The organism is Burkholderia sp. 22PA0106 (assembly GCF_047497155.1).
Taxonomy (GTDB): domain Bacteria; phylum Pseudomonadota; class Gammaproteobacteria; order Burkholderiales; family Burkholderiaceae; genus Burkholderia.
In genome coordinates this window covers 2,338,039-2,359,521 of the sequence record NZ_CP163162.1, presented here as the reverse complement: position 1 = coordinate 2,359,521, position 21,483 = coordinate 2,338,039, and the positions used below count along the sequence as shown (strand labels likewise).

The 21,483-nt window shown below is 68.5% G+C and carries 21 protein-coding genes and 1 pseudogene; 8 read left to right on the top strand and 14 right to left on the bottom strand.

Going from position 1 to position 21,483, the window contains the following annotated elements; translation table 11 throughout:
* Positions 1-130: 130 nt before the first annotated feature.
* Both AB4850_RS10035 and AB4850_RS10030 read left to right on the top strand, forming a co-directional pair.
* Positions 131-1,111, top strand: coding sequence for a 2-keto-3-deoxygluconate permease (locus AB4850_RS10035; RefSeq protein ID WP_414439665.1), 981 nt, complete (start codon positions 131-133; stop codon positions 1,109-1,111).
* A 272-nt stretch (positions 1,112-1,383) separates the two neighbouring features.
* A complete protein-coding gene (locus AB4850_RS10030) occupies positions 1,384-2,568 on the top strand; it encodes an arabinose transporter (protein ID WP_414439664.1) in 1,185 nt (394 codons plus the stop codon).
* A 289-nt stretch (positions 2,569-2,857) separates the two neighbouring features.
* Here the strand turns inward: AB4850_RS10030 and AB4850_RS10025 are convergent, their stop codons facing one another.
* Positions 2,858-3,514: an O-methyltransferase gene (locus AB4850_RS10025; protein WP_414439663.1), complete on the bottom strand. Its 657-nt coding sequence runs from the start codon at positions 3,512-3,514 to the stop codon at positions 2,858-2,860.
* A gap of 125 nt (positions 3,515-3,639) precedes the next feature.
* Between AB4850_RS10025 and AB4850_RS10020 the strand changes: the two genes are divergently transcribed.
* Positions 3,640-4,272 carry a TetR family transcriptional regulator gene (locus AB4850_RS10020; protein WP_414439662.1) on the top strand — a complete coding sequence of 211 codons (633 nt, stop codon included), beginning with the start codon at positions 3,640-3,642 and terminating at the stop codon, positions 4,270-4,272.
* Positions 4,273-4,308: 36 nt separating this feature from the next.
* Here the strand turns inward: AB4850_RS10020 and AB4850_RS10015 are convergent, their stop codons facing one another.
* The 5 genes from AB4850_RS10015 to AB4850_RS09995 all read right to left on the bottom strand — a co-directional run bounded on the left by AB4850_RS10015 (position 4,309) and on the right by AB4850_RS09995 (position 9,362).
* A complete protein-coding gene (locus AB4850_RS10015) occupies positions 4,309-5,100 on the bottom strand; it encodes an SDR family oxidoreductase (RefSeq protein ID WP_414439661.1) in 792 nt (263 codons plus the stop codon).
* Positions 5,101-5,144: 44 nt separating this feature from the next.
* Positions 5,145-6,155: an SMP-30/gluconolactonase/LRE family protein gene (locus AB4850_RS10010; RefSeq protein ID WP_414439660.1), complete on the bottom strand. Its 1,011-nt coding sequence runs from the start codon at positions 6,153-6,155 to the stop codon at positions 5,145-5,147.
* A gap of 23 nt (positions 6,156-6,178) precedes the next feature.
* The gene (fabG, locus tag AB4850_RS10005) at positions 6,179-6,919 is read right to left on the bottom strand and encodes a 3-oxoacyl-[acyl-carrier-protein] reductase (protein WP_414439659.1); all 741 of its coding nucleotides are present in this window, start codon (positions 6,917-6,919) and stop codon (positions 6,179-6,181) included.
* A 36-nt stretch (positions 6,920-6,955) separates the two neighbouring features.
* Entirely contained in the window at positions 6,956-8,323 is a 1,368-nt protein-coding gene (locus AB4850_RS10000; RefSeq protein WP_414439658.1) for an MFS transporter, read from the bottom strand.
* Positions 8,324-8,423: 100 nt separating this feature from the next.
* Entirely contained in the window at positions 8,424-9,362 is a 939-nt protein-coding gene (locus AB4850_RS09995) for a 3-keto-5-aminohexanoate cleavage protein (RefSeq protein ID WP_414439657.1), read from the bottom strand.
* A 337-nt stretch (positions 9,363-9,699) separates the two neighbouring features.
* Here AB4850_RS09995 and AB4850_RS09990 point away from each other — a divergent pair, with 337 nt between their 5' ends.
* Together AB4850_RS09990 and AB4850_RS09985 are read left to right on the top strand one after the other, a co-directional pair.
* Complete coding sequence (locus AB4850_RS09990) at positions 9,700-10,731, top strand: AraC family transcriptional regulator (RefSeq protein ID WP_414439656.1); 1,032 nt, start codon at positions 9,700-9,702, stop codon at positions 10,729-10,731.
* A 168-nt stretch (positions 10,732-10,899) separates the two neighbouring features.
* Complete coding sequence (locus tag AB4850_RS09985) at positions 10,900-12,084, top strand: sugar transporter (protein WP_414439655.1); 1,185 nt, start codon at positions 10,900-10,902, stop codon at positions 12,082-12,084.
* A gap of 30 nt (positions 12,085-12,114) precedes the next feature.
* Here the strand turns inward: AB4850_RS09985 and AB4850_RS09980 are convergent, their stop codons facing one another.
* The 3 genes and pseudogenes from AB4850_RS09980 to AB4850_RS09970 form a co-directional block, all read right to left on the bottom strand.
* The gene (locus AB4850_RS09980; RefSeq protein WP_414439654.1) at positions 12,115-12,687 is read right to left on the bottom strand and encodes a LuxR C-terminal-related transcriptional regulator; all 573 of its coding nucleotides are present in this window, start codon (positions 12,685-12,687) and stop codon (positions 12,115-12,117) included.
* 59 nt (positions 12,688-12,746) lie between these two features.
* Positions 12,747-12,848: pseudogene (locus tag AB4850_RS09975) on the bottom strand (peptidase M19); the annotation flags it as partial.
* Positions 12,849-12,862: 14 nt separating this feature from the next.
* Positions 12,863-14,212 (bottom strand): MFS transporter, encoded by a 1,350-nt coding sequence (locus AB4850_RS09970; RefSeq protein ID WP_414439653.1) that lies wholly within the window; start codon positions 14,210-14,212, stop codon positions 12,863-12,865.
* A gap of 266 nt (positions 14,213-14,478) precedes the next feature.
* Between AB4850_RS09970 and AB4850_RS09965 the strand changes: the two genes are divergently transcribed.
* From AB4850_RS09965 to AB4850_RS09955, 3 genes are read left to right on the top strand one after another with little or no spacing between them, the layout of a single operon-like run.
* Positions 14,479-14,718 carry a FeoA family protein gene (locus AB4850_RS09965; RefSeq protein ID WP_414439652.1) on the top strand — a complete coding sequence of 80 codons (240 nt, stop codon included), beginning with the start codon at positions 14,479-14,481 and terminating at the stop codon, positions 14,716-14,718.
* Entirely contained in the window at positions 14,718-16,586 is a 1,869-nt protein-coding gene (gene feoB, locus AB4850_RS09960; protein WP_414439651.1) for a ferrous iron transporter B, read from the top strand. The genes AB4850_RS09965 and feoB overlap by 1 nt, the downstream gene beginning before the upstream one ends.
* Entirely contained in the window at positions 16,583-16,894 is a 312-nt protein-coding gene (locus AB4850_RS09955) for a DUF6587 family protein (RefSeq protein WP_414439650.1), read from the top strand. Before feoB ends, AB4850_RS09955 begins: the two co-directional genes overlap by 4 nt.
* A 1-nt stretch (position 16,895) precedes the next feature.
* Here AB4850_RS09955 and AB4850_RS09950 read toward each other — a convergent pair whose 3' ends face one another.
* From AB4850_RS09950 to AB4850_RS09930, 5 genes are all read right to left on the bottom strand, one after another.
* Entirely contained in the window at positions 16,896-17,603 is a 708-nt protein-coding gene (locus AB4850_RS09950) for an SDR family NAD(P)-dependent oxidoreductase (RefSeq protein WP_414439649.1), read from the bottom strand.
* A gap of 19 nt (positions 17,604-17,622) precedes the next feature.
* Positions 17,623-18,960, bottom strand: coding sequence for an NAD(P)/FAD-dependent oxidoreductase (locus tag AB4850_RS09945; RefSeq protein ID WP_414439648.1), 1,338 nt, complete (start codon positions 18,958-18,960; stop codon positions 17,623-17,625).
* A 41-nt stretch (positions 18,961-19,001) separates the two neighbouring features.
* Positions 19,002-19,781 (bottom strand): amino acid ABC transporter permease, encoded by a 780-nt coding sequence (locus AB4850_RS09940; protein ID WP_414439647.1) that lies wholly within the window; start codon positions 19,779-19,781, stop codon positions 19,002-19,004.
* A 53-nt stretch (positions 19,782-19,834) separates the two neighbouring features.
* Positions 19,835-20,653 carry a substrate-binding periplasmic protein gene (locus AB4850_RS09935; RefSeq protein ID WP_414439646.1) on the bottom strand — a complete coding sequence of 273 codons (819 nt, stop codon included), beginning with the start codon at positions 20,651-20,653 and terminating at the stop codon, positions 19,835-19,837.
* A gap of 80 nt (positions 20,654-20,733) precedes the next feature.
* Positions 20,734-21,459: an amino acid ABC transporter ATP-binding protein gene (locus AB4850_RS09930; protein ID WP_414439645.1), complete on the bottom strand. Its 726-nt coding sequence runs from the start codon at positions 21,457-21,459 to the stop codon at positions 20,734-20,736.
* Between the last annotated feature and the right edge of the window lie 24 nt (positions 21,460-21,483).

Here is a 21,483-nt window from a genome sequence, read left to right as displayed (position 1 = left end):
GGGCCGCCGTCGTCTGGCACTCAGGATACGCACGACAGCCGTTGTCGTTGCACGGCTGAATCGATCGGCAATACCAATCAGATTCCGGCGAGGCGCCACGCTGCGCGCCCGATCCGGACGGAGACTCCGCATGAAGATCAAACAGGCCCTCGAGCGCTTTCCCGGCGGCATGATGGTGATTCCGCTGCTGTGGGGCAGCGTGCTCAACACGTTCGCCCCGCATGTGCTGTCGATCGGCAGCTTTTCCACCCAGCTTGCGCACGGCGCCTTGCCGATCCTCGCCGTGTTCTTCGTGTGCATGGGCGCGGAGATTCAACTCCGCACCGCGCCGCGCGCCTTGCGCAACGGCGCCATCATTACGCTGGCGAAGCTCGCCAGCGGCGTGTTGATCGGCCTGGCGGTCAGCAAGCTGTGCGGGCCGCAAGGCTTGTTCGGGCTGTCGGGCATGGCGGTGATCGCCGCCGTGACCAACGCCAACATGGGCCTGTACGCAGCGCTGACGCGCCAGTTCGGCGACGACATGGATCGCGGCGCGCTGGCCGTGCTGTCGATCCTCGAAGGGCCGTTCGTGACGATGGTGGCGCTCGGCTTGTCGGGGCTCGCGAAGATCCCCGTGATCGACCTGGTGGCGACCGTGCTGCCGATCGTGATCGGCATGGTGCTCGGCAACCTCGACCCGGACATGCGCCGCTTCCTCAAGTCGGGCGGCGACCTGCTGATTCCGTTCTTCGCGTTCGGCCTCGGCGCGCAGATCAACCTGCATGCCATTCTCGGCGCGGGCCTGTCGGGCATCGTGCTCGGGCTGATCACGCTGGCCGCCGGCGCGGTGTTCAACGTGCTGGCCTCGCGGCTGGCCGGCGGCACCGGGGTGGGCGGCATGGCGGCCGCGACCACCGCCGGCAACGCGGTGGCCACGCCCACCGCCATCGCGGCGGTGGACCCGCGGCTCGGCGCGCTGGTGGCGGTGGCCACGCCGCAGATCGCGGCCTCGACCATCGTCACGTCGCTGCTGGCGCCGCTGGCGACTGCCGCCTATGCGCGCTGGCACACGCGCCGCAGCGCGGCGCGGCGTGAGGTGAGGCAGGCCGAAGGGGCGGCGGTGGATGCCTGAAGACAAAGCGCGCCGGATGACGGCGCGCTTTGTTCTGTGACTGCCGCTGCCGTCGCCAATGCGAATGCCCCCGGCCGGCATGCCGTTGCGGGCGCAACCAAACACCCCCCGCAGCCTGCGCCGCACCCCTACGCGGCAAGGCTCACCGGCCCTCTCGTTCACTCCCGGTAACCACCCCTCCCAACGCGAATAGGAAACGCGATGAATCGATCGTATTCTTTATTGCGACGAATTCGTCACATTTTCCAACCTTCACGTTACCGGCTGAACGCATGTCCACTTCGACCCAACCCGATACCTCGCGACGGCGGCTGTACCTGATCGCGGCAGTTCTGTTCGTTTCCTATTTGTGCGTGGCGATGCCGCTGCCGGTGATTCCGGTGTTCGTCACGCATCGCCTCGGCCTCGACAACGTCTGGGCCGGCCTCGGCGTGGGCGTGGCGTTTCTGGCCACCATCCTGACGCGCGGCTACGCGGGCAACCTGACCGACCGGCGCGGCGCGAAAACCGCCGTGGTGCGCGGCCTGCTGTTGTATGCGGCGGGCGCGGCCGTCACGTTGATCGCGGGCCTGATCGACGCGCCGCCGGCTGCGTTCGGCGTGCTGGTCGCGGGCCGGCTGCTGCTCGGCCTGGGCGAGAGCCTGGGCGGCGTGGGCATCATCACGTGGGGCGTCGGCCTGGTCGGCCCGGCGCGCTCGGGGCAGGTGCTGGCGCTGGTCGGCGCGGCCATCTACGGGGCGTTCGCGGTGGGCGGCCCGCTCGGCCTGCTGCTGTTCGGCCGGATCGGCTTTGCCGGCACGATGGCCGTCAGCGCGCTGCTGCCGTGCCTCGGGCTGGCCGTGATCGCCGCGCTGCCGGGCATTGCGCCGCATCCGCACGGCAAGCGCCCCGGCTTCTTCAGCGTGGTCGGTTGGATCTGGCTGCACGGCCTGGTGGTGTGCCTGCAAGGCATCGGCTTCGCGGCGATCGGCGCGTTCTTCGCGCTCGACTTCCTGCACAACGGTTGGCAGTACGCAGGATTGGGCCTGAGCGCGTTCGGCGTCGGCTTCGTGCTGGTGCGCGTGCTGTTCGGGCATCTGCCCGACCGCGTCGGCGGCCTGCCGGTGGCGATCGGCTCGCTGGCGGTCGAGACGCTCGGCCAGTTCCTGATCTGGGGCGCGCACGAACCGGCGCTCGCGCTGGCCGGCGCGTTCCTGACCGGGCTGGGCTGCTCGATGGTGTTTCCGTCGATGGGGCGCGAGGTCGTGCATCTCGTGGCGCCGAACCTGCGCGGCACGGCGATGGGCGCCTACGCGGCGTTCCAGGATCTCGCCTACGGCCTGACCGGGCCGCTGGCCGGCTTGCTGGCGGACCACGGCGGTTATGGCGGGGTGTTCTTCACGGGCGGGGTGGCGGCCCTGGTCGGCTTGCTGATTGCGATGTATCTGCGCCGTGTGCGCGTAAGCGTGATGCAGTAAGCGAGCGTGGCGTGGCGTGGGCGGACGATGCTTTGCGCCGCCGCGCCTGGTTATCCGCAGCGTCATCCCGAATTCGATTCGTTGCACGCGCATCGATACGTCGCCGTCGGCGCGGATGCCGGCAAGCACGGCCATCGCGATGCATCGGCGGCGGCGGGTTTCGGATAGGGGAGCGGCTGACGGATGACGGAAGCCGGCGAAGCGAACATGCGCGGCTGAACCGGTTGAAGGAGGGCGGCGGATCCGCGACCCCCGGGCGGGGATCGCGCAGCGAGCGGGCGGGCGAGGATTAACCGAGTCGAATCGACAGTTCGACATCCTCACCGACCGGCGTCGACAAATACCCGCTCGACGGCGCACGCACGCGCGCCAGATAGTCGGGGCTGAAATCGGCGTTGTCGGCGACGATCAGCGCGCCGGGCCGCAGGCGGTTTTCCACGCGATCGAGCACGTCGTTGTAGAGCGCCTTCGCGCCGTCGAGCAGCAGCAGGTCGATGCGCTCGGGCAGGCCGGTGGCGAGCGTTTCCAGCGCATCGCCCTCGCGCACTTCCACGAGATCGTCCAGGCCGCCCGCGCGCAGATGCTCGCGCGCCTTCAGCACTTTCGCCGGCTCGAACTCGCTGGTGATCAGGCGGCCGCCGCCGTTGTCGCGCAGCGCGGCGGCCAGGTGCAGCGTCGAAATGCCGAACGAGGTGCCGAATTCGACGATGTCCGTCGCGCGGCAACTGCGCGCCAGCATGTAGAGCAGCGTGCCGGTTTCGCGCGAGACGGGCAGCCACAGGTCCTTCAGCCGCGTGTAAAGGTCACGATATTCGGTCTTGCTGCGCAACAGGCGATCGCGTTCGGCTTTCGGCGTTTGCGCCAGCGCCGGGCTGGTGGCCGCCGCAGCCTGCTCGAACATGCGGTCGAGCAGCGGGGCGAGCGGGGCTTGGGTCAGGGTCGTCATGAAGGCTCCGGGAACGATTGAGCGCCGGATGGCGCGTCGGTAAAATGCGATGAATTTGTCGCATTCAGAATACGACGGCTTCGTCGCATTTCCTATTCGCATTGTCTCGACGCCTCAGGCACGCCATGACAACCTCCCGTTCCCCCCGTATTTCCGCGCGCAAGGCGCCGCAGCAGGCCCGTTCGACCGAGCTGGTCGCGGCCATCCTGGAGGCGGCTATTCAGGTTTTGGCCAAGGAAGGCGCATCGCGCTTCACCACCGCGCGCGTGGCGGAGAAGGCCGGCGTGAGCGTCGGTTCGGTCTATCAATATTTTCCGAACAAGGCGGCCATCCTGTTTCGTCTGCAGTCCGACGAATGGCGCCGCACGGCCGACATGCTGCGCGCGATCCTGGAGGACGTGCGCGATGCGCCGCTCGTGCGGCTGCGCAAGCTGGTGCATGCGTTCCTCCGTTCGGAATGCGAAGAGGCCGACATGCGCATCGCGCTCAACGATGCCGAGCCGCTTTACCGCGATGCGCCGGAAGCGCGCGAGGTGCGGGCTTCCGGCGAGGGCGTGGTCGAGGCGTTCATGCGCGAAACGCTGCCCGACGCGCCGCCCGACCGGCTCGCGCTGGCGGGCGAGCTGGTGGTGGCGACGCTGACCACGGTCGGCAAGCAGTTTTCGGAGAAGCCGCGCACGGCGGCCGAGATTCGCACGTACGCCGATGCGATGGCCGACATGTTGAGCGCGTATTTGCGGGAGCTGGGGCACCGCTGACGCCCGCGCCCGGCGCGAGCCGGGCCGCAGCGGGGCTTACAGGTATTCGACGTTGCCGTCGACGCTGATCGCCTGCCCCGAGATGTTGCGGCCCGCGGGCGAGGCGAGGTACAGCGCCATCGCGGCGATGTCGTCGACGCTGACCATCCGGCGAAGCGAGATCTTGCGCAGGTACTCGTCCTTCATCGCGTCGACGCCGACGCCGGCCGCCGCCGCGCGCGCGGCGATCACGCGGTCCATGCGCTCGCCCTCCACCACGCCGGGCAGGATTGCGTTCACACGGATATTGCTCGGCCCGAGTTCGATCGCGAGCGATTTCACGAGCCCGACGATGGCCCATTTGGTCGACGCGTACGGCGTGCGATACGCATAGCCGAGCCGCCCGGCGACCGACGACATCGCGATGATGCCCGCCTGCCCGCCGCTGGCCTTGAGCACCGGCACGGCACGGCGCAGGAAGTAGTACTGACTGTTCAGGTTGGTGGCGATGGTGCGGTCCCAGTCGTCGGGCGCCATCGTGTCGATCGCGCCGGTAGGGCCGGCGATGCCCGCGTTGTTGATCAGCAGGTCGAGGCCGCCGAGCCGGTTCGCGGCCTCGTCGATCACGCGGTCCACTTGCGCGCGATCCGACACGTCGGCCACGGTGGCGTGCAGATCGGGGTGGCGCGCCTGCGCGCGCTCGACGGCCGCCGCATCGACATCGCAAATGTGCACGCGGGCCTGCACCTGCAGGAAGGCGTCGGCGATCGCCGCGCCGATGCCCGAGGCCGCGCCGGAAATGAAGACGCGCAACCCGGGCACGGGTTTCAGAAGCTCGTAGGTGTTCATGCTGGCCTTGAGGAAAGGGAGTCGCGAAGGTCGGTTCGGAATGCTCACCAATGGATCATCGGCAAACCCGCGACCGGGGCGGTGAAGCAGGGGATGGAGGTGCGCTTGAGGCTGCCCAGGTAGACGGTGCGCAGCCCGGGGCCGCCGAACGTGACGCTGGTCAGCCAGGGCGCGAGCGTGCCGCCCGTCTGCTCGATCACCGGCATCGGCACGATCTCGCCGGTGGCGAAGGCCGCCTCGAAGCGCGCCGTGGCGGCCGCGTCGCCGTCGTCCAGCAGCGTGTGCGTCGCGCCCGACGGATCGATGGCGACCAGCCGGTCGGAGAAGATCATCGCGCACCAGAGGTTGCCGAACGCATCGAACGCGAAGCCGTCGATCAGGCCTGCCCCGAGCGAATCGGGGCCGTAGGTTTCGCGCGGCCCGAGCGCGCCGTCGGCATCGACACGGAAACGGCTGACGCGTTTCGCGGTGGTTTCGGCCACGTACAGGAAGGTTTCGTCGGCATCGAAGCGGATCTCGTTGGCGAACGCGAGGCCGTCCGCCACGATGCGCGCGCCGCGCGCGTCGATCAGCACGATATAGCCGTCGGCGAGCGTCGAGCGCACCGCGTTCGGCCAGGGGGTCACGCGCGTCGAGACCGTCATCCACAGCCGGCCCCGGCTGTCGCGCAGCACGAAGTTGACCTTGCCGAGCGGCTTGCCGTCGAGCCGGTCCAGCAGCACCTGCCGCTCGCCCGCCAGCGTCAGCCGCTCGAGGCGGTCGGTGCCGATGTTGGCGATCAGCAGATGGCCGTCGGCGTCGAGCGCGAGGCCGTTGGGCAGCGAGCCGCTCGTCAGGCCGTCGGATGCGGCCGGAGCGGTGGTGTCGGCATCGGCGTCGTTCGGCAGGATCAGCGTCTGCGCGCCCGATGCGTCGATCCGCATGACGCCGCCGCGTGCGTCGGCCACCAGCAGCGTGCCGTCGCGCCGGGCCAGGATGCATTCGGGGCGTTGCAGATCGTGCCCGACGCTGCGCACCGCCGCCGGGTCGATGCGAAAGCCGTGGATGGGATTCATGGGTCGCCTCCTGATGGTTGTGACTACAACGTCATGCCGCCCGACACCTCGATTACCGCACCGTTGATATAGGCCGCCTCGTCGCTGGCCAGGAACGCGTACACGTTGGCCACGTCCTCGGGCTTGCCGAGCCGGCGCAGCGGCACTTGCTCGCGCATCTTGCGCAGCACGTCGTCCGGCACGGTGGACAGGATCGGCGTGTCGATGAAGCCCGGCGCGACGGCGTTCACGCGGATGCCCTTCGGCCCCAGCTCGCGGCTCCAGGTCTTGGTGAAGCCGATCACGCCGAACTTGGCCGCGGCGTAGTTGGTCTGGCCGTAGTTGCCGTAGAGGCCCACCACCGAACTCGCGTTGAGGATCACGCCCGCGCCTTGCGCGAGCATCGGTTCGAGCACGGCCTGCGCCAGATGGAACACGCCGCGCAGGTTCACGTCGATGACATCGTCGAACTGTTGCAGGCTCATCTTCTGCAGGCGCGCGTCGCGCGTGATGCCGGCGTTGTTGACGAGCACGTCCACGCGGCCGAATTGCTGCAGCACCTGCTCGACCACCGCGTCGGCCGCGCCGCGATCGGTCACGTTCAGCTCGTACCCGACGGCGCGCGCGCCGGCCTCGCGGCATGCGCCGGCAACGGCCCGCACCGATTCCGCGTTCATGTCGCATACCGCGACGATGGCCCCCTCGCGCGCGAATTTCAGCGCGGTGGCGGCGCCGATGCCCTGGCCCGCGCCCGTGACGATGGCGACCTGCTGGTTCAATCTCATGCTTGCCCTCTCTGGATGACGTCGAAGCTTGGGCTGTCAGCCCGGGTAATCGATGCCGGCCGGCGCGCCGGCGATTGTGCCTGCGCCGGCGGCCGGCCGCGTTTCGGCGCGGATCGCGCGGGCCAGCAGCGGCACCAGGCACAAGCCGATGGCCGACGCGCCCACGATCACGTTGAAGCCCGCGTCGCTGCGGCCGCTGACCGTCTCGGCGAGGCCGAACAGGTAGGGGCCGGCGAAGCCGCCGAGCAGGCCCACGGTATTGATGAACGCCAGGCCGGCCGCGGCCTGGATGCCCTGCAGGCGCTTCATCGCGACCGACCAGTACGAGGGCAGCACGCCGCCCGCGAAGAAGCCGGTCGCGCCGAGCAGCGCGATCTGCAGGCTGCGGTTGCCCGCCGCGATGAACAGGATGCCGCTGATCACGAGCCCGGCCGTCAGGATGCCCAGGAACGTGCAATCGGCCTCGATGCGGCGATGCAGGCGCGGCAGGATCAGCACGCCGAGCAGGAAGCCGATGCCGACGCTGCTCGACAGCAGGCCCACCACCAGCGGCGAGGTGACATGCATCTGCGCGACGATCGCGGGCGTGAAGAAGTACAGGCCGACGAACGCCACCTGGTTCAGGAAGTAGATCAGCGCGATCAGCAGCGTGGTGGGGCGCTTGATCGCCGCGAACCAGTCCGACGAGAACAGCTCGGCGTGGCCGTGCGTGTCGATCACCGCGTGCGCCTCGAGCGAGCGCGCTTCCTGCGGCGTGAGCCATCGCACGTCGGCGGGCCGGTCCGGCAGCTTGAAATAGAGCACGATGCCCGCGATCACGGTGGGCACGCCTTCGATCAGGAACATCCACTGCCAGCCGCGCAGGCCGCCGATGCCGCCGAGCTGCATGAGCGCCGCGCCGAGCGGGCTGCCGACGATCAGCGCGATCGAGGGCGCCGTGTAGATCCAGCCGACCGCCACTGCGCGATCCTTCGGCGCGAACCACAGCGTGACCATGTACATCAGCGCCGGGAACAGCCCCGCCTCGGCGATGCCGAGCAGCACGCGCAGCGCGTAGAACGACCATTCGCCGCGCACGAACAGCATCGCGGTGGACAGCAGGCCCCAGGTCACGGCGATGCGCGCGATCCAGCGGCGTGGCCCGATCCGGTGCGCGGCCAGGTTGCTCGGCACTTCCAGCAGCGCGTAGCCGATGAAGAAGATGCCGGCGCCGAGCCCGTAGGCCGCCGCGCCGATGCCGAGGTCGGCGGCCAGCGCGGCCTTGGCCAGCGCGACATTGGTGCGGTCGATGAACGACAGGAAATAGATCGCGCACATCAGGGGCAGCAGCCTTGCCATCGCCTTGCGGGTGGCCAGGCGATGCAGGAGGCCGGCTGCGGGTTCGTCAACGGTTGCGGGTTTCATCGTGTCTCCGGGTGTGGGCCTGCCGGTTTTGTTCGGTGTCCTGCATGCGGCGAGGCCGCGTGCGGGTGGCAGGTCATGGGGATGGCGCTGGGGGCAGGGTTCAGGGCGTGATGCCGGCCCGGCCCTTCAGGCCGAGCATGGCGCGCGCTTCGTCGGGCGTGGCGATCTCGAACGAGAGCTCTTCGAGAATTCGGCGGATCTTGCGCACCTGCTCGGCGTTGCTCTTCGCCTTGACGCCTTTCGACAGGTAGACGCTGTCTTCGAGTCCCACGCGCACGTTGCCGCCGAGGATCGCGCCGAGCGTGACCAGCGACATCTGGTGGCGGCCCGCGCCGAGCACCGAGAAGTGGTACTGGTCGCGACCGAACAGCCGGTCGGCCGTGGCGCGCATCACCTGGAGGTTTTCCGGGTCGGGGCCGATGCCGCCGAGGATGCCCACCACGGCCTGAATGAAGAACGGCGGCTTGACGAGGCCGAGATCGACGAAATGGGCGAGGCTGTACAGGTGCCCGACGTCGTAGCATTCGAACTCGAAGCGCGTGCCGTAATCGCCGAACTCCGTGAGGATGTTGCGGATGTCGCGGAACGTGTTCCGGAAGATCATGTCTTCCATGCCTTCGAGGTAATCCTTCTCCCAGTCGAAGCGCCAGTCGCTCATGCGGGCCGCGATCGGATGCAGCGAGAAATTCATCGAACCCATGTTCAGCGAGCACATCTCGGGCTTCGCGAGCCGTGCATAGGCGAGCCGTTCGTCGAGCGTCATGCGCGTGCTGCCGCCCGTCGAGATGTTGATCACCGCGTCGGTGCGCTCGGCGATGGCCGGCACGAACTGCCGGAACACCTCGGGCGAGGGCGTCGGGCGGCCGTTCTCCGGGTCGCGCGCGTGCAGGTGCAGGATCGCGGCGCCGGCCTCGGCGGCCTCGATGGCCTGGTCGCGGATCTGCGCCGGCGTGATCGGCAGGTGTTCGGACATCGACGGCACGTGCGCGGAGCCGGTGACGGCGCAGGTGATGATGACCTTGGCTTGGGGCTTGCTCATTATTTGGGAATCCTTGCTGATGGAGCGGAGCGGGCAGGGTGGCGGCGCGATGGCGTGGCGGCCCGGATGATCTCGGAGCGGCCGGTGTGCGAACCGGTGCCGAGCGGGCGCTAAACGGGCGCTCGGGCGTCGGCCGGCGCGGTGCCGCGCATGAGGCGGCGGTGCCAGGGCGGCGGGGGAACGGGGCGGGTCATGCGTGTCTCCGATACGTTGACGAAGCACCGGGCCGGTGGCGGGGGCTTCTGTTGTTCTGTGAATCATAGTGAGCTACGATGCGCCGCGTAAGGTCAATTTCGGACAGAGTGATGTCTTTCGCGGACATCCGAAAGGAGGGGCGATGTCGTCGCGATTGCCGTTGCTGAACGAGCGCATCTACGCGCCTTACAAGATCGCCGCGCTGGTGGAGGTGCTGGCCGAGCAGGGCATTGCGGCCGAGGCCGCCCTGAAGGGCAGCGGCATCGCGCCGGGCCAGATCTACGACGCCGCCGTGCAGACCTCGGTGCGCCAGTACGCGGCCGTGTGCCGGAACGCGGTGGCGCTGTCGGCCGATCCGGCCACGCCGTTTCGCACCGGCTCGCGGCTGCATCTGGCCGCTTACGGCATGTACGGCTATGCGCTGATGTCGTGCCTGTCGCTGCGCGATTATTTCCGGCTCGGCGTCAAATATCACCGGCTCGCCACGCCGACCGTGACGATCGAATGGGCCGAGCATCCGGACCGCGCCGTCTGGACCTTCCCCGACGCGTTTGCCACCGATCTGCCGCACGATGTGCAGCAATTCCTGCTCGAACAGCAGTACACGCAGCACGTCACGCACCTGCAGGATGTGGCCGGGCGAAGCTGTCCGCCCATGCTGGCGCGCTTCGCCTATCCGGCGCCGCCGCACGCCGCGCTCTATCGCGAGTACCTCGGCTGCCCGTGCGAATTCGATGCCACGCAGTGCGAACTGATTTACGACAGCGCCATCCTCGAGTTTCGCCCGCAACTGGCGCACCGGCATTCGGCCGCGCTGCTGCAGGAAACCTGCGACCGCCTGATCGGCCAGACCAAGACCTCGTCGGGCGCGGCCGGCGAGGTCTACCAGTTGCTGATGCGCAAGCCCGGCGAGTTCCCGAGCATGGAGGCGGTGGCGGCCGCGCTGAAGATGACGAGCCGCACGTTGCGGCGGCGGCTCGATGGCGAGGGCACGTCGTACCTGGCGATCGTCGACGATGTGCGCTGCTCGCTCGCCATCGAATATCTGAAGACGACCAAGATGAGCACCGAGGACGTGGCGATGCTGATCGGCTTCAGCGATACGGCGAATTTCCGGCGGGCGCTGAAGCGCTGGACGGGGAAGGGGCCGGGGGAGATTCGGAACGGGGAGTGAGGGGGGCGGCCGACTTTCGGGCTGTTTTCAACGCCCTCCAACCCCCGCTCGCAGTATCATGGACAGCGTTTTGCGCCCGTTTTTCTCCGGCGTGCCCCGGAAACGCAGTCCTCTTCATCTTCCGTGGACCGTGCTGCTGCCCCTGCAACCGCTCCCCGTGATCCATCGATGGCAAGCTACGACTTTTCGAATTTCAAGCGCCCCTGGTGGGGCGTGCTCGCGCTGGCGGCCGCCGCGTTCGTGTTCAACACCACCGAGTTCGCGCCGGTCGGCCTGCTGAGCGACATCGCCGAGAGCCTGCACATGCAGCCGACCGACGTCGGCCTGATGCTGACGATCTACGCCTGGACGGTCTCGCTCACCTCGTTGCCGCTGATCCTGATCGTCAGCCGGATCGAGCGCCGCAAGCTGCTGATGCGCGTGTTCGCGCTGTTCATCGTCAGCCATGTCGTGACGGGCATCGCGCCGAACTTCACGATCCTGATGATCGGGCGGGTCGGCATCGCGTTCGCCCATGCGATCTTCTGGTCGATTTCGGCCGCGATGGTCACGCGGCTGGTGCCGCCCGACGATCGCAGCCGCGCGCTCGGCTTCCTGTCGGTCGGCACCTCGGTGGCGCTGGTGGCGGGCGTGCCGATCGGCCGGATGATCGGCGAGGCGCTGGGCTGGCGGCTGACGTTCCAGGTGATCGCCGCCGCGGCGACGGTGGTGATGGGCGTGTTGTGGGTGACGCTGCCGCCGCTGCCGAGCGAACGGGCCGGCTCGCTGCGCAGCCTGCCCGCCTTGCTTCGCAATCCCAAGTTGATGGCGGTGTACGCGATCACGGTGATCACGGTGTCGGCGCACTTCGCCGTGTATACGTATCTCGAGCCGTTCGTGCGGCAGGTGGTGCACGCCAGCAACGACCGCATCACCTATCTGCTGGTGCTGTTCGGCATCGCCGGCCTGCCGGCCGCGATGTGCTTCGTGCGTTTCTACACGCGCCAGCCGGAGCGCTACCTGCTGGCCGTGGTCGCGATGCTGGCGGCAGCGCTGTTCATGCTGTTCCCGTTCTCGCTGTCGATCGGCACGCTGTCGCTGCACGTGCTGCTGTGGGGCGGCTTCATCATTTCGTTCGGCCTGGCGATCCAGTCGCAGGTGCTCGAACTCGCGCCCGATTCGACCGATCTGGCCGTGTCGCTGCTGTCCGCGCTGTACAACGTGGGGATCGGCGCCGGGGCGCTGTTCGGCAACCACATCGCGAACCAGTTCGGCCTGCAGTGGCTCGGCACGTTCGGCGGCGCGCTGGCGGTGCTGTCGGTGGGGATCTGCTGGCTGTCGATGACGCTGAGCCAGCGCCGCGCGGCGGGGTGATCGGGCGTTCGAACGCGGGCTGCGCAGGCTTCAGGCCAGCAGCCGGTCGATCAGGTCGGAGGTGGCCCGCACGTCGTACTTGCGCAGCAGGCTCGCGCGGTGAATGTCGACGGTGCGCGGGCTGATGTTCAGCTCCTTGCCGATTTCCTTGCTGGTCAGGCCGTGCACGACCAGCGCGGCCACATCGCGTTCGCGGTCGGTCAGCGTGCCGGCGGCATCGGCGCGTTTGGCGCCGTCGGACAAATCGGTGAACGTCCAGATCGCCAGCTCGAACGGCCGCTTCGGGTTGTAGCCGAAGCCGCACACGGTCACCCAGAAGTGGCTGCCGTCCACGCGGCGCATGATGCGCTCGTCGCTGAAGCCCTCGCGCTTGGCGATCAGCGGGCCGAGGCGCTGGCCGGTGGCGGTGAAATCCTTCTGCTTCGGATACAGCTTGGAAAACGACTGGCCGACGATGTCGGCGCGCGTCGCCTTGAACAGCTCCAGCGCGCGCGCATTGCATTCGACCATGATGCGCTCGCGCGCCACGATGACGGCCACCGGCAGATGCAGGAACACGCTCTCGTAATCGAGGCTCGGCATCGTGTCGGCGGGAGTCGGCATGGCGGGTGAGCAGGATGAGTGAGGCTCGGCAGGGTGCCGGGCGCTGCGCGATTCTAACGCGCGGTCACGCCGCCCTTGCGCATGTCCTCGAACACCGATCGGTCGAACTTCGAAATGTTCAGGCCATCGATGATGATGCTCGAATCGTGAAGCGTGCTCATGTTCCGTGCCTCCGTCAAAGGGTGCGTCCGAGGGGATGCCGGGCCGACGCGGCGGGGCTCGCGCCGCCGACGTCTTCCAGCGCGCTCTTCGAGGTTTCCCGAAGCGCGAGGCCGCCGACGATCGCGAGGATCGCGATCGCGATCAGGTAATACGCGGGCGACAGGTTGGTGCCGGTGGTGGCGATCAGCCAGGTGGCGACCAGCGGCGCGGTGCCGCCGAAGATCGTGTACGCGAGGTTGTAGGTGATGGCCGAGGCGGTGTAGCGGGTTTTCGTCGCGAACACTTCCGACATCAGCGGCGCGGTCACCACGCCCGACAGCACGGCGCCGATCGCCAGCAGCGCCACGCCGAGCAGCGATTGCGCCAGCACGCCCGAGCCGCCGAGCGAGAACGCCGGATACACCGACACCATGATGAACACGCAGGTGGTGGCGATGGTGGCGCGGCGGCCCACGCGATCCGAGAACCAGCCGGCCAGCGGGCACAGCGCGGCGGCGAACAGCAGCGCGAGCACGGTCACCAGCAGCGCGGTGCTGCGCGACAGGTGGCCGGCCACTTGCAGGTAGGTCGCGAAGTAGGTGGTGAACGTGTAGAACGACAGCGCCGTGACCGACACGAACGCGCCGAGCTTGACGATGTTCCACGATTGCGAGCGCAACGTTTCGGCCAGCGGCGCGTGCGCCACCTCGTGCTTGCCTTCGAGCGCCTGGAACGCGGGCGTTTCGTTGAGGTTCACGCGCAGGTACACGCCGATCAGGCCCACGGGCGCTGCGATCAGGAACGGCACGCGCCAGCCCCAGTCGATCATCGCCTGCGACGACAGCGACGCTTCGAGCAGGTAGGCCACCACGGCCGCGCAGGCGAACGACGAGAACGTGGACACCGGCACGAAGCTGCCGAAGAACGCGCGCCGGTCGCGCGGCGCGTGCTCCATCACGTAGGCGCAGGCGCCCGCGTATTCGCCGCCGGCCGAAAAGCCCTGCACGCAGCGGATCACCGTGAGCAGCAGCGGCGCCCACCAGCCGATGCCGGCGTAGGTCGGCAGCAGGCCGATCAGCGTGGTGGAGCCGGCCATCAGCAGGATCGTGAAGGCCAGCGTGCGCTTGCGGCCGATGCGGTCGCCCACCACGCCGAAGAACAGGCCGCCGAGCGGGCGGAACGCGAACGCCACGGCGAACACCGCGAAGGTTTTCAGCAGCCCGATGGTCGGGTCGCCGCTCGGGAAGAATTCGCGCGTGAGGATGGTGGCGAGAAAGCCGTAGGCGGCGAAATCGAACCATTCGACGAAGTTGCCGATCGACGCGGCCGCGATCACGCGGCGCAGCGTCCGGGTGTCGACGTCCTGGGTGGCCTGAGCTGACATGGTGCTTCTTCCCCTGTAAATGTCGGTGTGGTCCGATATCAAAAACGAGGGTAGAGACTCAAAATACCTAGGTCCATACGTGTCAATTACCTAGGTATTCAGGTGCGGATCCGGCCGGTCAAGCTGGTTGGTCGGCCTGTTGAAACCGGCTGTCAGCCGTTTGTGTGCGACAAGGTGGCGCAGGGTAACCCCGTGTTCCGGGTTGGCGCTGCGGAGCGGTTCGGGCATGATATTGAGAATTATTATTATTTATGTTCCCTGCCGCAATGCTCCTTTCCGATTTGCCCAAGAATGCCTCCGCGACGGTCGTCGCCGTCGCCGATGTCACCCAGCCCGATCCGATTGCCCAGCGCCTGCGCGATCTCGGTTTCGTCTCCGGCGAAGCCGTGCGCGTGGTGGCGCACGGCCCGTGGCGCGCCGATCCGGTGCTGATCCAGATCGGTTCCACGCGCTTCGCGCTGCGGCGCACCGAAGCCGCGCGCGTGACGGTCGAGGGCGTTCGCTGATGAGGGCTCCGTCGCTTCGCATCGCCCTGGTCGGCAACCCGAACTGCGGCAAGACCGCGCTGTTCAATCAATTGACGGGTGCGCGACAGAAGGTCGCCAACTATGCCGGCGTGACCGTCGAGCGCAAGGAAGGGCAGTTCCAGGCGCCGTCGGGGCGCATGGTGCAGGTGCTCGACCTGCCCGGCGCGTACAGCTTCGATTCGGCCAGCCCGGACGAACGCATCACGCGCGACCTGCTGCTCGGCCGCTATCCGGGCGAGGCGCGGCCCGAACTGATCGTCTGCGTGGTCGATGCCACCAACCTGCGGCTGCACCTGCGCTTCGTGCTGGAGGTGCGGCAGCTCGGGCAGCCGGTGCTGGTCGCGCTGAACATGATGGACGAGGCGGCGCGGCGCGGCATCGCGATCGACGTGCCGACGCTCGAACGCGAGCTGGGCGTGCCGGTGATCCAGACGGTGGCGATCAAGAAGCAGGGCGCCGGCGCGCTGATCGCGGCGATCGACGCGCACCGGCCGGTTGCGGCCGAACCCGCGCAAGCGGTGCAGGCCAACCATGCCAACCCCCCGGCCGCTTCAAGCACCGACGTCCACGCCCAGGTGCGCGCGCTGCTCGCCGCGGCCGTGACGATGCCGCGCTCGACCGACGAGCGCGACGACCGGCTCGACCGCTGGACGCTGCACCCCGTGTTCGGCCTGCTGATCCTGGCGCTGGTGATGTTCGTGGTGTTCCAGGCGGTGTACTCGGTCGGCAAGCCGATCACCGACGCGATCGGCGACGGCTTCGACTGGCTCGGCACGATCGTCGGCGCATGGCTGCCGGACGGCCCGCTGCACAGCCTCGTCACCGACGGCCTGCTGACCGGCCTCGGCACCGTGCTCGGCTTCCTGCCCGAAATCCTGGTGCTGTTCTTCTTCATCCTGGTGCTGGAAGAGTCGGGCTACCTGCCGCGCGCGGCGTTCCTGCTGGATCGCATGATGCTGTCGGTGGGGCTGACGGGGCGCTCGTTCATTCCGCTGCTGTCGAGCTTCGCCTGCGCGATTCCTGGCGTGCTCGGCACGCGCAGCATCACCAACCCGCGCGACCGGCTCGCGACCATCCTGGTCGCGCCGCTGATGACCTGTTCGGCGCGGCTGCCGGTGTACGCGCTGCTGATCGGCGCGTTCATCCCGATGCGCAAGGTGGCCTACGTGTTCAACCTGCAGGGCATCGTGCTGTTCCTGCTGTATGCGGCGGGCATCGGCGGCGCGATGCTGGTGGGCTGGATCATGAAGAAGCTGCGCGGCGGCAGCGACGAGCAGGCGTTGCTGATGGAACTGCCCTCGTATCGCGTGCCGCGTGCGCGCGACATCGGCCTGGGCCTGTGGGAGCGCGGCTCGATCTTCCTGAAGCGGCTGACCGGCGTGATCCTCGCGCTGACGGTGCTGATGTGGTTCGTCTCGACGTTCCCGTCGCCGCCGGCCGGCGCCACCGGCCCCGCGATCGACTACAGCATCGCCGGCTATCTGGGCCGCGGGCTGGAAGTGATCTTCGCGCCGCTCGGCTTCAACTGGCAGATCAGTTTGTCGCTGATCCCGGCGTTCGCCGCGCGCGAAACGGCCGTGGCCGCGCTCGCCACCGTGTACGCGGTGGGTGGCGGCGACAGCGACATCACCAGCCTCGCCCATGCGCTGACCGCCAACTTCTCGCTGGCGAGCGCGCTGTCGCTGCTGGTGTGGTTCGCGTTCGCGCCGCAATGCATGTCGACGCTGGCCGTGATCCGGCGCGAGACGCGCTCGTGGAAGAACGTCGCGATCTCGTTCGGCTACATGTTCGTGATGGCCTATGCGGCGTCGTTCGTCACGTATCAGCTTGCACGGTGGCTGGCATGAGTACCGGCCTCGTTTTGCAGTACTGCGTGATCGGCGCGGTGGTGGCCGCCAGTTGCGGCGTGATGGTGCGCAAGCTCGCGCCGGCATGGTCGGCGCGCGGCATCGAGCGGGTGGCCGCGCATCTGGTCGAGCCGCAGCGCGCGGCGTGGGCACGCTGGCTCGGCCGCCGCCTGTCGCGTTCGGCGGGCGCGGCGCAAGGCTGCGGGTCGGGGTGTTCGACCTGCGGCGGTTGCGGCACCGCCGCCGATGCAACCGCCGAAGAAGCGCCGCTGACGTTCCAGCCGCGCGCGGGGCGCGACTCGAACTGATTCAGAACAAATCCTCGTGCCGGCAGTTGATCAGCAACTCGGCGATGCTGGCCGAATTCGGCAGCTCGATGGTGTTCGCGACCAGCCGCGCGATGTCCTCGGGCTGCGTCATCGCCTCGGCCGCCAGGTCGGCGATGCCGGCCGCCATCTCGGTGTTGACGAAGCCGGGGCACACCGCCACCGCCCGCAGCCCGTCGTTCCAGCCGGCGCGGCGCACCGCGTGGGTCAGCGCCACCGTGGCGTGCTTCGACATCTGGTAGCCGACGTTGTCGTTGCGCACCCGCTTGCCCGACAGCGAGGCGATCTGCACGAAGCGCGCGTTGCCGGCGCGGCGCAGGTGCGGCAGCGCCGCCTGCACCAGCCGGAACGGCGCCTTCACGTTGATGTCGAGCGTTTCGTCGAGCAGGGCATCGGTGCCCTCGTCGAAGCTGATCGCGCGGCAGATGCCGGCGTTGCTGACCAGCACGTCGATGCGGCCGAAGCGCGCCAGCGTGGCGTCCACCCAGCCGCGCGCGGCGTCCGGGTCGCGCGCCTCGTAGCGCGCGGCGAGCAGGTTCGGGTCGTCGTCGCGCGCGTCGGGCCAGGCCGCAGCCACGCTCGACGGCTCGCGCACGCCGAGCGACAGCCGGTAGCCGCGCCGCCGCAACTCGTCGGCGATGGCGAACCCGATGCCGCGGTTCGCGCCGGAAATCATTGCCACCTTGTCCATGATCGTGAGCCTCCTGGGTTCAGAATCCAGCGTCGATGACGATCTTCGTGCCATCGGAAAAGCGCGTGAGCCGGAACGCGCGCGGGTCGACGAGCGGCGTGTCGTTGGTCACCAGGTCGGCCATCAGCCGCCCCGCGCCGGGGCCGATGCCGAAGCCGTGGCCCGAGAAGCCGGTGCCGATGAACACGCCCGGAATCCGCTCGACCGGCGCGATCACCGGAATCGCGTCGGGCGTCACGTCCATGTAGCCGGCCCAGCGCTGCGCGATGCGCGCGCCGTTCAGGTGCGGAAACACCCGCATGAATTCGGCCAGCCCCGGATCGACGTAGCGCGCGATCGGCTCGGGGTCGAGCGTGCGCACGCGTTCGAATTCGGTCGGTTGGTCGAGCGCCCAGCGGCGCGGGCGGCGCAGCTCGTCGAGGAAGCGCCGGCCGATGCCGAGCCGCATCGCGCCGCCCTGGCTCTTCAATGCTTCGAGGTACTGAAAGAACAGCTTGAACGCGTCGGGTGTCAGGTCGGTCCAGGTGCGAAACCCGGCCGCGATCGTGTAGCCGCCGTCGTAACGCTTGCGAAACGCGAAATGCTTGTTGCTGCCGCTGACCTCGGGGCCGCCCGCGAGCGGCTCGGTGCGCAGCACGGAGGCGCGCACCAGCAGTTGCGGCAGTTCGATGTCGAGGCTGCCGCAGAAATAGCGGGTCCACGCGCCGCCGGCCACCACCACGGCCGAACAGCGGATCGTGCCGTGCTCGGTCACCACCGCGCTGACGCGCCCGCCGCTGGTTTCGATGCCGCGCGCCGCGCACGGCGTGAGGATCGACACGCCGCGCCGCCGCAGCGCGTTGGCGATGGCCGGCGCGGCCTTCTGCGGCTCGGCGCGCGCGTCGCTCGGCGTGTACAGGCCGCCCTTGTAGCGCACCGTCGAGCCGGGCAGCAGCGGGGCGATCTCGGCCGCGCCCACCTCGCGCGTGTCGAACGTGTCGCCGGCCTCGTCGCGCGCGCGGCGCAGCCAGTCGCGGTGATCCTCGATGGCCGCCTCGTCTTCCGACATGTAGAGGATGCCGCATTGACGGAAGCCGGTATCGGCGCCGATGGCGGCGTCGAGCGTGCGCCAGATCTTCAGGCTCTCGATCGCCAGCCGCAGCTCGCGCGGGTCGCGCCGCGTGACGCGCACCCAGCCCCAGTTGCGGCTCGACTGCTCGCCGGCGATATGGCCTTTCTCGCACAGCGCCACGGACAAGCCCTTGTCCGCGAGTGCGAGCGCCGTGCTGACGCCGATGATGCCGCCGCCGATCACCACCACGTCCGCTTGCGCGGGCACTCGGGTATCGCTGGCTACGGTGTCGACTGTCGGTCCCATGTTGGAGACGTCTCCTGGTGAGCGTTGGGTTGGCGGTATGTTCAGTGACGCGTCGAGAGGCGCGAGACGGCCGCGCGCACCGCGCGCCGCATCCCGGCCTTGCGGTCCGGGCGTTGCGAGCCCGGGTTGGCGTGGCGGTTGGTCCAGCGGTCGATATGGTTGATCGCGTGGGTCAGCGGCACCGTGATCAGCAGATAGACGGCGCCGGCCGCCACCAGCGGCGACAGGTTCGCGGTGTTGACGGCGGAGTTCTGGCCGATCGTGAACAGGTCGCGCTGCGAAGTCAGCAGGCCGAGGAAATATACGAGGCTCGAATCCTTGACGATCGAGATGAACTGGTTCGCGAGCGCCGGCAAAATGCGGCGGATGCCCTGCGGCACGATCACGTAGCGCATCGAGGCCCAGTACGTCATGCCGAGCGCCTGGCAGGCGTAAAGCTGGCCGCGCCCGACGCTCTGGATGCCCGAGCGGAAAATTTCGGCGATATAGGCCGACGAGATCAGCGCCAGCGCGACGATCGCGAGCGGGTAGGGGTTCGGCCCGAACAGCGCCAGCCCGACCGGCGCCAGCCCCTGGCCGACCACCAGGATCACGAGCGCGGCGGGCAGGCCGCGGAACACGTCCACGTAGACACGCGCCGGCACCGTCAGCCAGCGCGTCGGCGACACCAGCAGCAGCGCGAGAAACAGCCCCGCGACGATGCCGAGCAGCGTCGAGAACACCGACAACACCAGCGTGTTGACGAGGCCGGTATAAAGCAGCGACGGCAGCGACGACGTCAGCAACTGCCAGTCGAGAAAGTTCTCGATGAACGCCTGCATGATGGACTCCTCGTGAAAGTGGCGGGGCCGGGTGGACGGTCGGGCGAGCGCGATCAGCCGCCCGTCTTCATGGCGTACGGCGGCAGGCTGGTCGGCGTCGGGTAGGTCGGGTTGAACTGCTTGTAGAGCTTGAGCCAGGTGCCGTCGGCCACCAGCGCATTGATCGCCTGGTTCACGGCCGCCTCCAGCTTGGCGTTGCCCTTGCGCATCGGGAAGCCGGCCGGCAGGTTGACCGCCGAGATGTCGAGCTTGTCCTGCAGGTTCATCTGCGGGTACTTGGCCTGCAGGCCCACCGCCAGCGTCTTGTCGATGAAGTAGCCGTCGATGTATTTCGAGCGCAGTTGCAGGAAGCCCGCGTTCAGGTTCGGGAAGCGCACCACCTGCGCGCCCGGAATGTAGCTGTCCGAATAGGTGTCCTCGATGGTGCCCTGGATCACGCCGATCCGCTTGCCCTTGACCGAGGCGATGTCCGACGTGATCGGGCTGCCCGGCAGCGTGGCGACGCTGAGCAGGCCGGTGAGGTAGCCCTCGGAGAAATCCACCATCTTCAGGCGTTCGGTGGTGATCGAGATCGAGCCGGCCGCCACGTCGAGCTGGCGGTTCGCCACGCCGGGCAGCATGCCGGCGAAGTCCTGCGCGCGGAATTCCACCTTCAGCCCGAGCTTGGCGCCGATCGCGCGCAGCAGCTCGACGTCGAAGCCCGTCATCTGGCCGTTGTCGACGTACGAATACGGCTTGTTGTTGGCGTCGACGCCTGCGATCAATTGGCCCGGCGTCAGCGTGCCGAGGTCGTCGGCATGGGCGGCGGAAGCGGCGGCGAGGGACAGCGGCACGGCGACGGCAATGGCGCGGAGGAACTGGCGGAAGCGCATGACGGAACTCCTTCTTCTCGAGGTGGACGCAACAATGAAACGTGAGGGCAAAACCAGGGGCGGGCCGGGCACGGCCCGGATCAATGCAGGATGCGCGACAGGAAATCCCGGGCGCGCTCGGAACGGGGCTGGGCGAAGAAGCGTTCGCTGGTGTCGTCCTCGACGATCGCGCCGCGATCCATGAACAGGATGCGGTCGGCCACGCGCCGCGCGAAGCCCATCTCGTGCGTCACGCACAGCATGGTCATGCCGTCGCGCGCCAGTTCGGTCATCACGTCGAGCACTTCATGCACCATCTCCGGGTCGAGCGCGGAGGTCGGCTCGTCGAACAGCATGGCGATCGGGTCCATCGACAGCGCGCGTGCGATCGCAACGCGCTGCTGCTGACCGCCCGAGAGTTGCGACGGGAATCGATCCTCGTGCGCATGCAGGCCCACCCGGCGCAGCAGCGTGCGTGCCCGCTCGGCCGCCTCGTCGCGGCGGCGCCTGAGCACCTTGACCTGAGCCAGTTCGAGGTTCTCGCGCACCGTCAGGTGCGGAAACAGTTCGAAGTGCTGAAACACCATGCCGACGGTGGCGCGCAGCGCGCTCAGTTGCGCGGCGCTGCCGCCCACCGGCCGGCCGTCGATCACGATCTCGCCTTGCTGGATCGATTCCAGCCCGTTGATCGACTTGATCAGCGTGGATTTGCCGGAGCCGGACGGGCCGCAGATCACCACCACCTCGCCGCGCGCGACGCTGGCCGAGCAGTCGTCGAGCACGCGGTTTTCGCCATACCATTTCGATACCTTGCGCAACGTGATCATTGCGGACTCCTGCGAATGGGAACG

What these genes read in the sequence shown, in the direction of transcription:
- AB4850_RS09930 (WP_414439645.1), bottom strand. Translation starts at nt 21,459, where the DNA reads ATGATCACGTTGCGCAAGGTATCGAAATGGTATGGCGAAAACCGCGTG.
- AB4850_RS09970 (WP_414439653.1), bottom strand. Translation starts at nt 14,212, where the DNA reads ATGTCAGCTCAGGCCACCCAGGACGTCGACACCCGGACGCTGCGCCGC.
- AB4850_RS09945 (WP_414439648.1), bottom strand. Translation starts at nt 18,960, where the DNA reads ATGGGACCGACAGTCGACACCGTAGCCAGCGATACCCGAGTGCCCGCG.
- AB4850_RS10020 (WP_414439662.1), top strand. Translation starts at nt 3,640, where the DNA reads ATGACAACCTCCCGTTCCCCCCGTATTTCCGCGCGCAAGGCGCCGCAG.
- fabG (WP_414439659.1), bottom strand. Translation starts at nt 6,919, where the DNA reads ATGAGATTGAACCAGCAGGTCGCCATCGTCACGGGCGCGGGCCAGGGC.
- AB4850_RS10000 (WP_414439658.1), bottom strand. Translation starts at nt 8,323, where the DNA reads ATGAAACCCGCAACCGTTGACGAACCCGCAGCCGGCCTCCTGCATCGC.
- AB4850_RS09980 (WP_414439654.1), bottom strand. Translation starts at nt 12,687, where the DNA reads ATGCCGACTCCCGCCGACACGATGCCGAGCCTCGATTACGAGAGCGTG.
- AB4850_RS10025 (WP_414439663.1), bottom strand. Translation starts at nt 3,514, where the DNA reads ATGACGACCCTGACCCAAGCCCCGCTCGCCCCGCTGCTCGACCGCATG.
- AB4850_RS09950 (WP_414439649.1), bottom strand. Translation starts at nt 17,603, where the DNA reads ATGGACAAGGTGGCAATGATTTCCGGCGCGAACCGCGGCATCGGGTTC.
- AB4850_RS09940 (WP_414439647.1), bottom strand. Translation starts at nt 19,781, where the DNA reads ATGCAGGCGTTCATCGAGAACTTTCTCGACTGGCAGTTGCTGACGTCG.
- AB4850_RS09990 (WP_414439656.1), top strand. Translation starts at nt 9,700, where the DNA reads ATGTCGTCGCGATTGCCGTTGCTGAACGAGCGCATCTACGCGCCTTAC.
- AB4850_RS09985 (WP_414439655.1), top strand. Translation starts at nt 10,900, where the DNA reads ATGGCAAGCTACGACTTTTCGAATTTCAAGCGCCCCTGGTGGGGCGTG.
- AB4850_RS09965 (WP_414439652.1), top strand. Translation starts at nt 14,479, where the DNA reads ATGCTCCTTTCCGATTTGCCCAAGAATGCCTCCGCGACGGTCGTCGCC.
- AB4850_RS09995 (WP_414439657.1), bottom strand. Translation starts at nt 9,362, where the DNA reads ATGAGCAAGCCCCAAGCCAAGGTCATCATCACCTGCGCCGTCACCGGC.
- AB4850_RS09955 (WP_414439650.1), top strand. Translation starts at nt 16,583, where the DNA reads ATGAGTACCGGCCTCGTTTTGCAGTACTGCGTGATCGGCGCGGTGGTG.
- AB4850_RS10035 (WP_414439665.1), top strand. Translation starts at nt 131, where the DNA reads ATGAAGATCAAACAGGCCCTCGAGCGCTTTCCCGGCGGCATGATGGTG.
- AB4850_RS10030 (WP_414439664.1), top strand. Translation starts at nt 1,384, where the DNA reads ATGTCCACTTCGACCCAACCCGATACCTCGCGACGGCGGCTGTACCTG.
- feoB (WP_414439651.1), top strand. Translation starts at nt 14,718, where the DNA reads ATGAGGGCTCCGTCGCTTCGCATCGCCCTGGTCGGCAACCCGAACTGC.
- AB4850_RS10010 (WP_414439660.1), bottom strand. Translation starts at nt 6,155, where the DNA reads ATGAATCCCATCCACGGCTTTCGCATCGACCCGGCGGCGGTGCGCAGC.
- AB4850_RS10015 (WP_414439661.1), bottom strand. Translation starts at nt 5,100, where the DNA reads ATGAACACCTACGAGCTTCTGAAACCCGTGCCCGGGTTGCGCGTCTTC.
- AB4850_RS09935 (WP_414439646.1), bottom strand. Translation starts at nt 20,653, where the DNA reads ATGCGCTTCCGCCAGTTCCTCCGCGCCATTGCCGTCGCCGTGCCGCTG.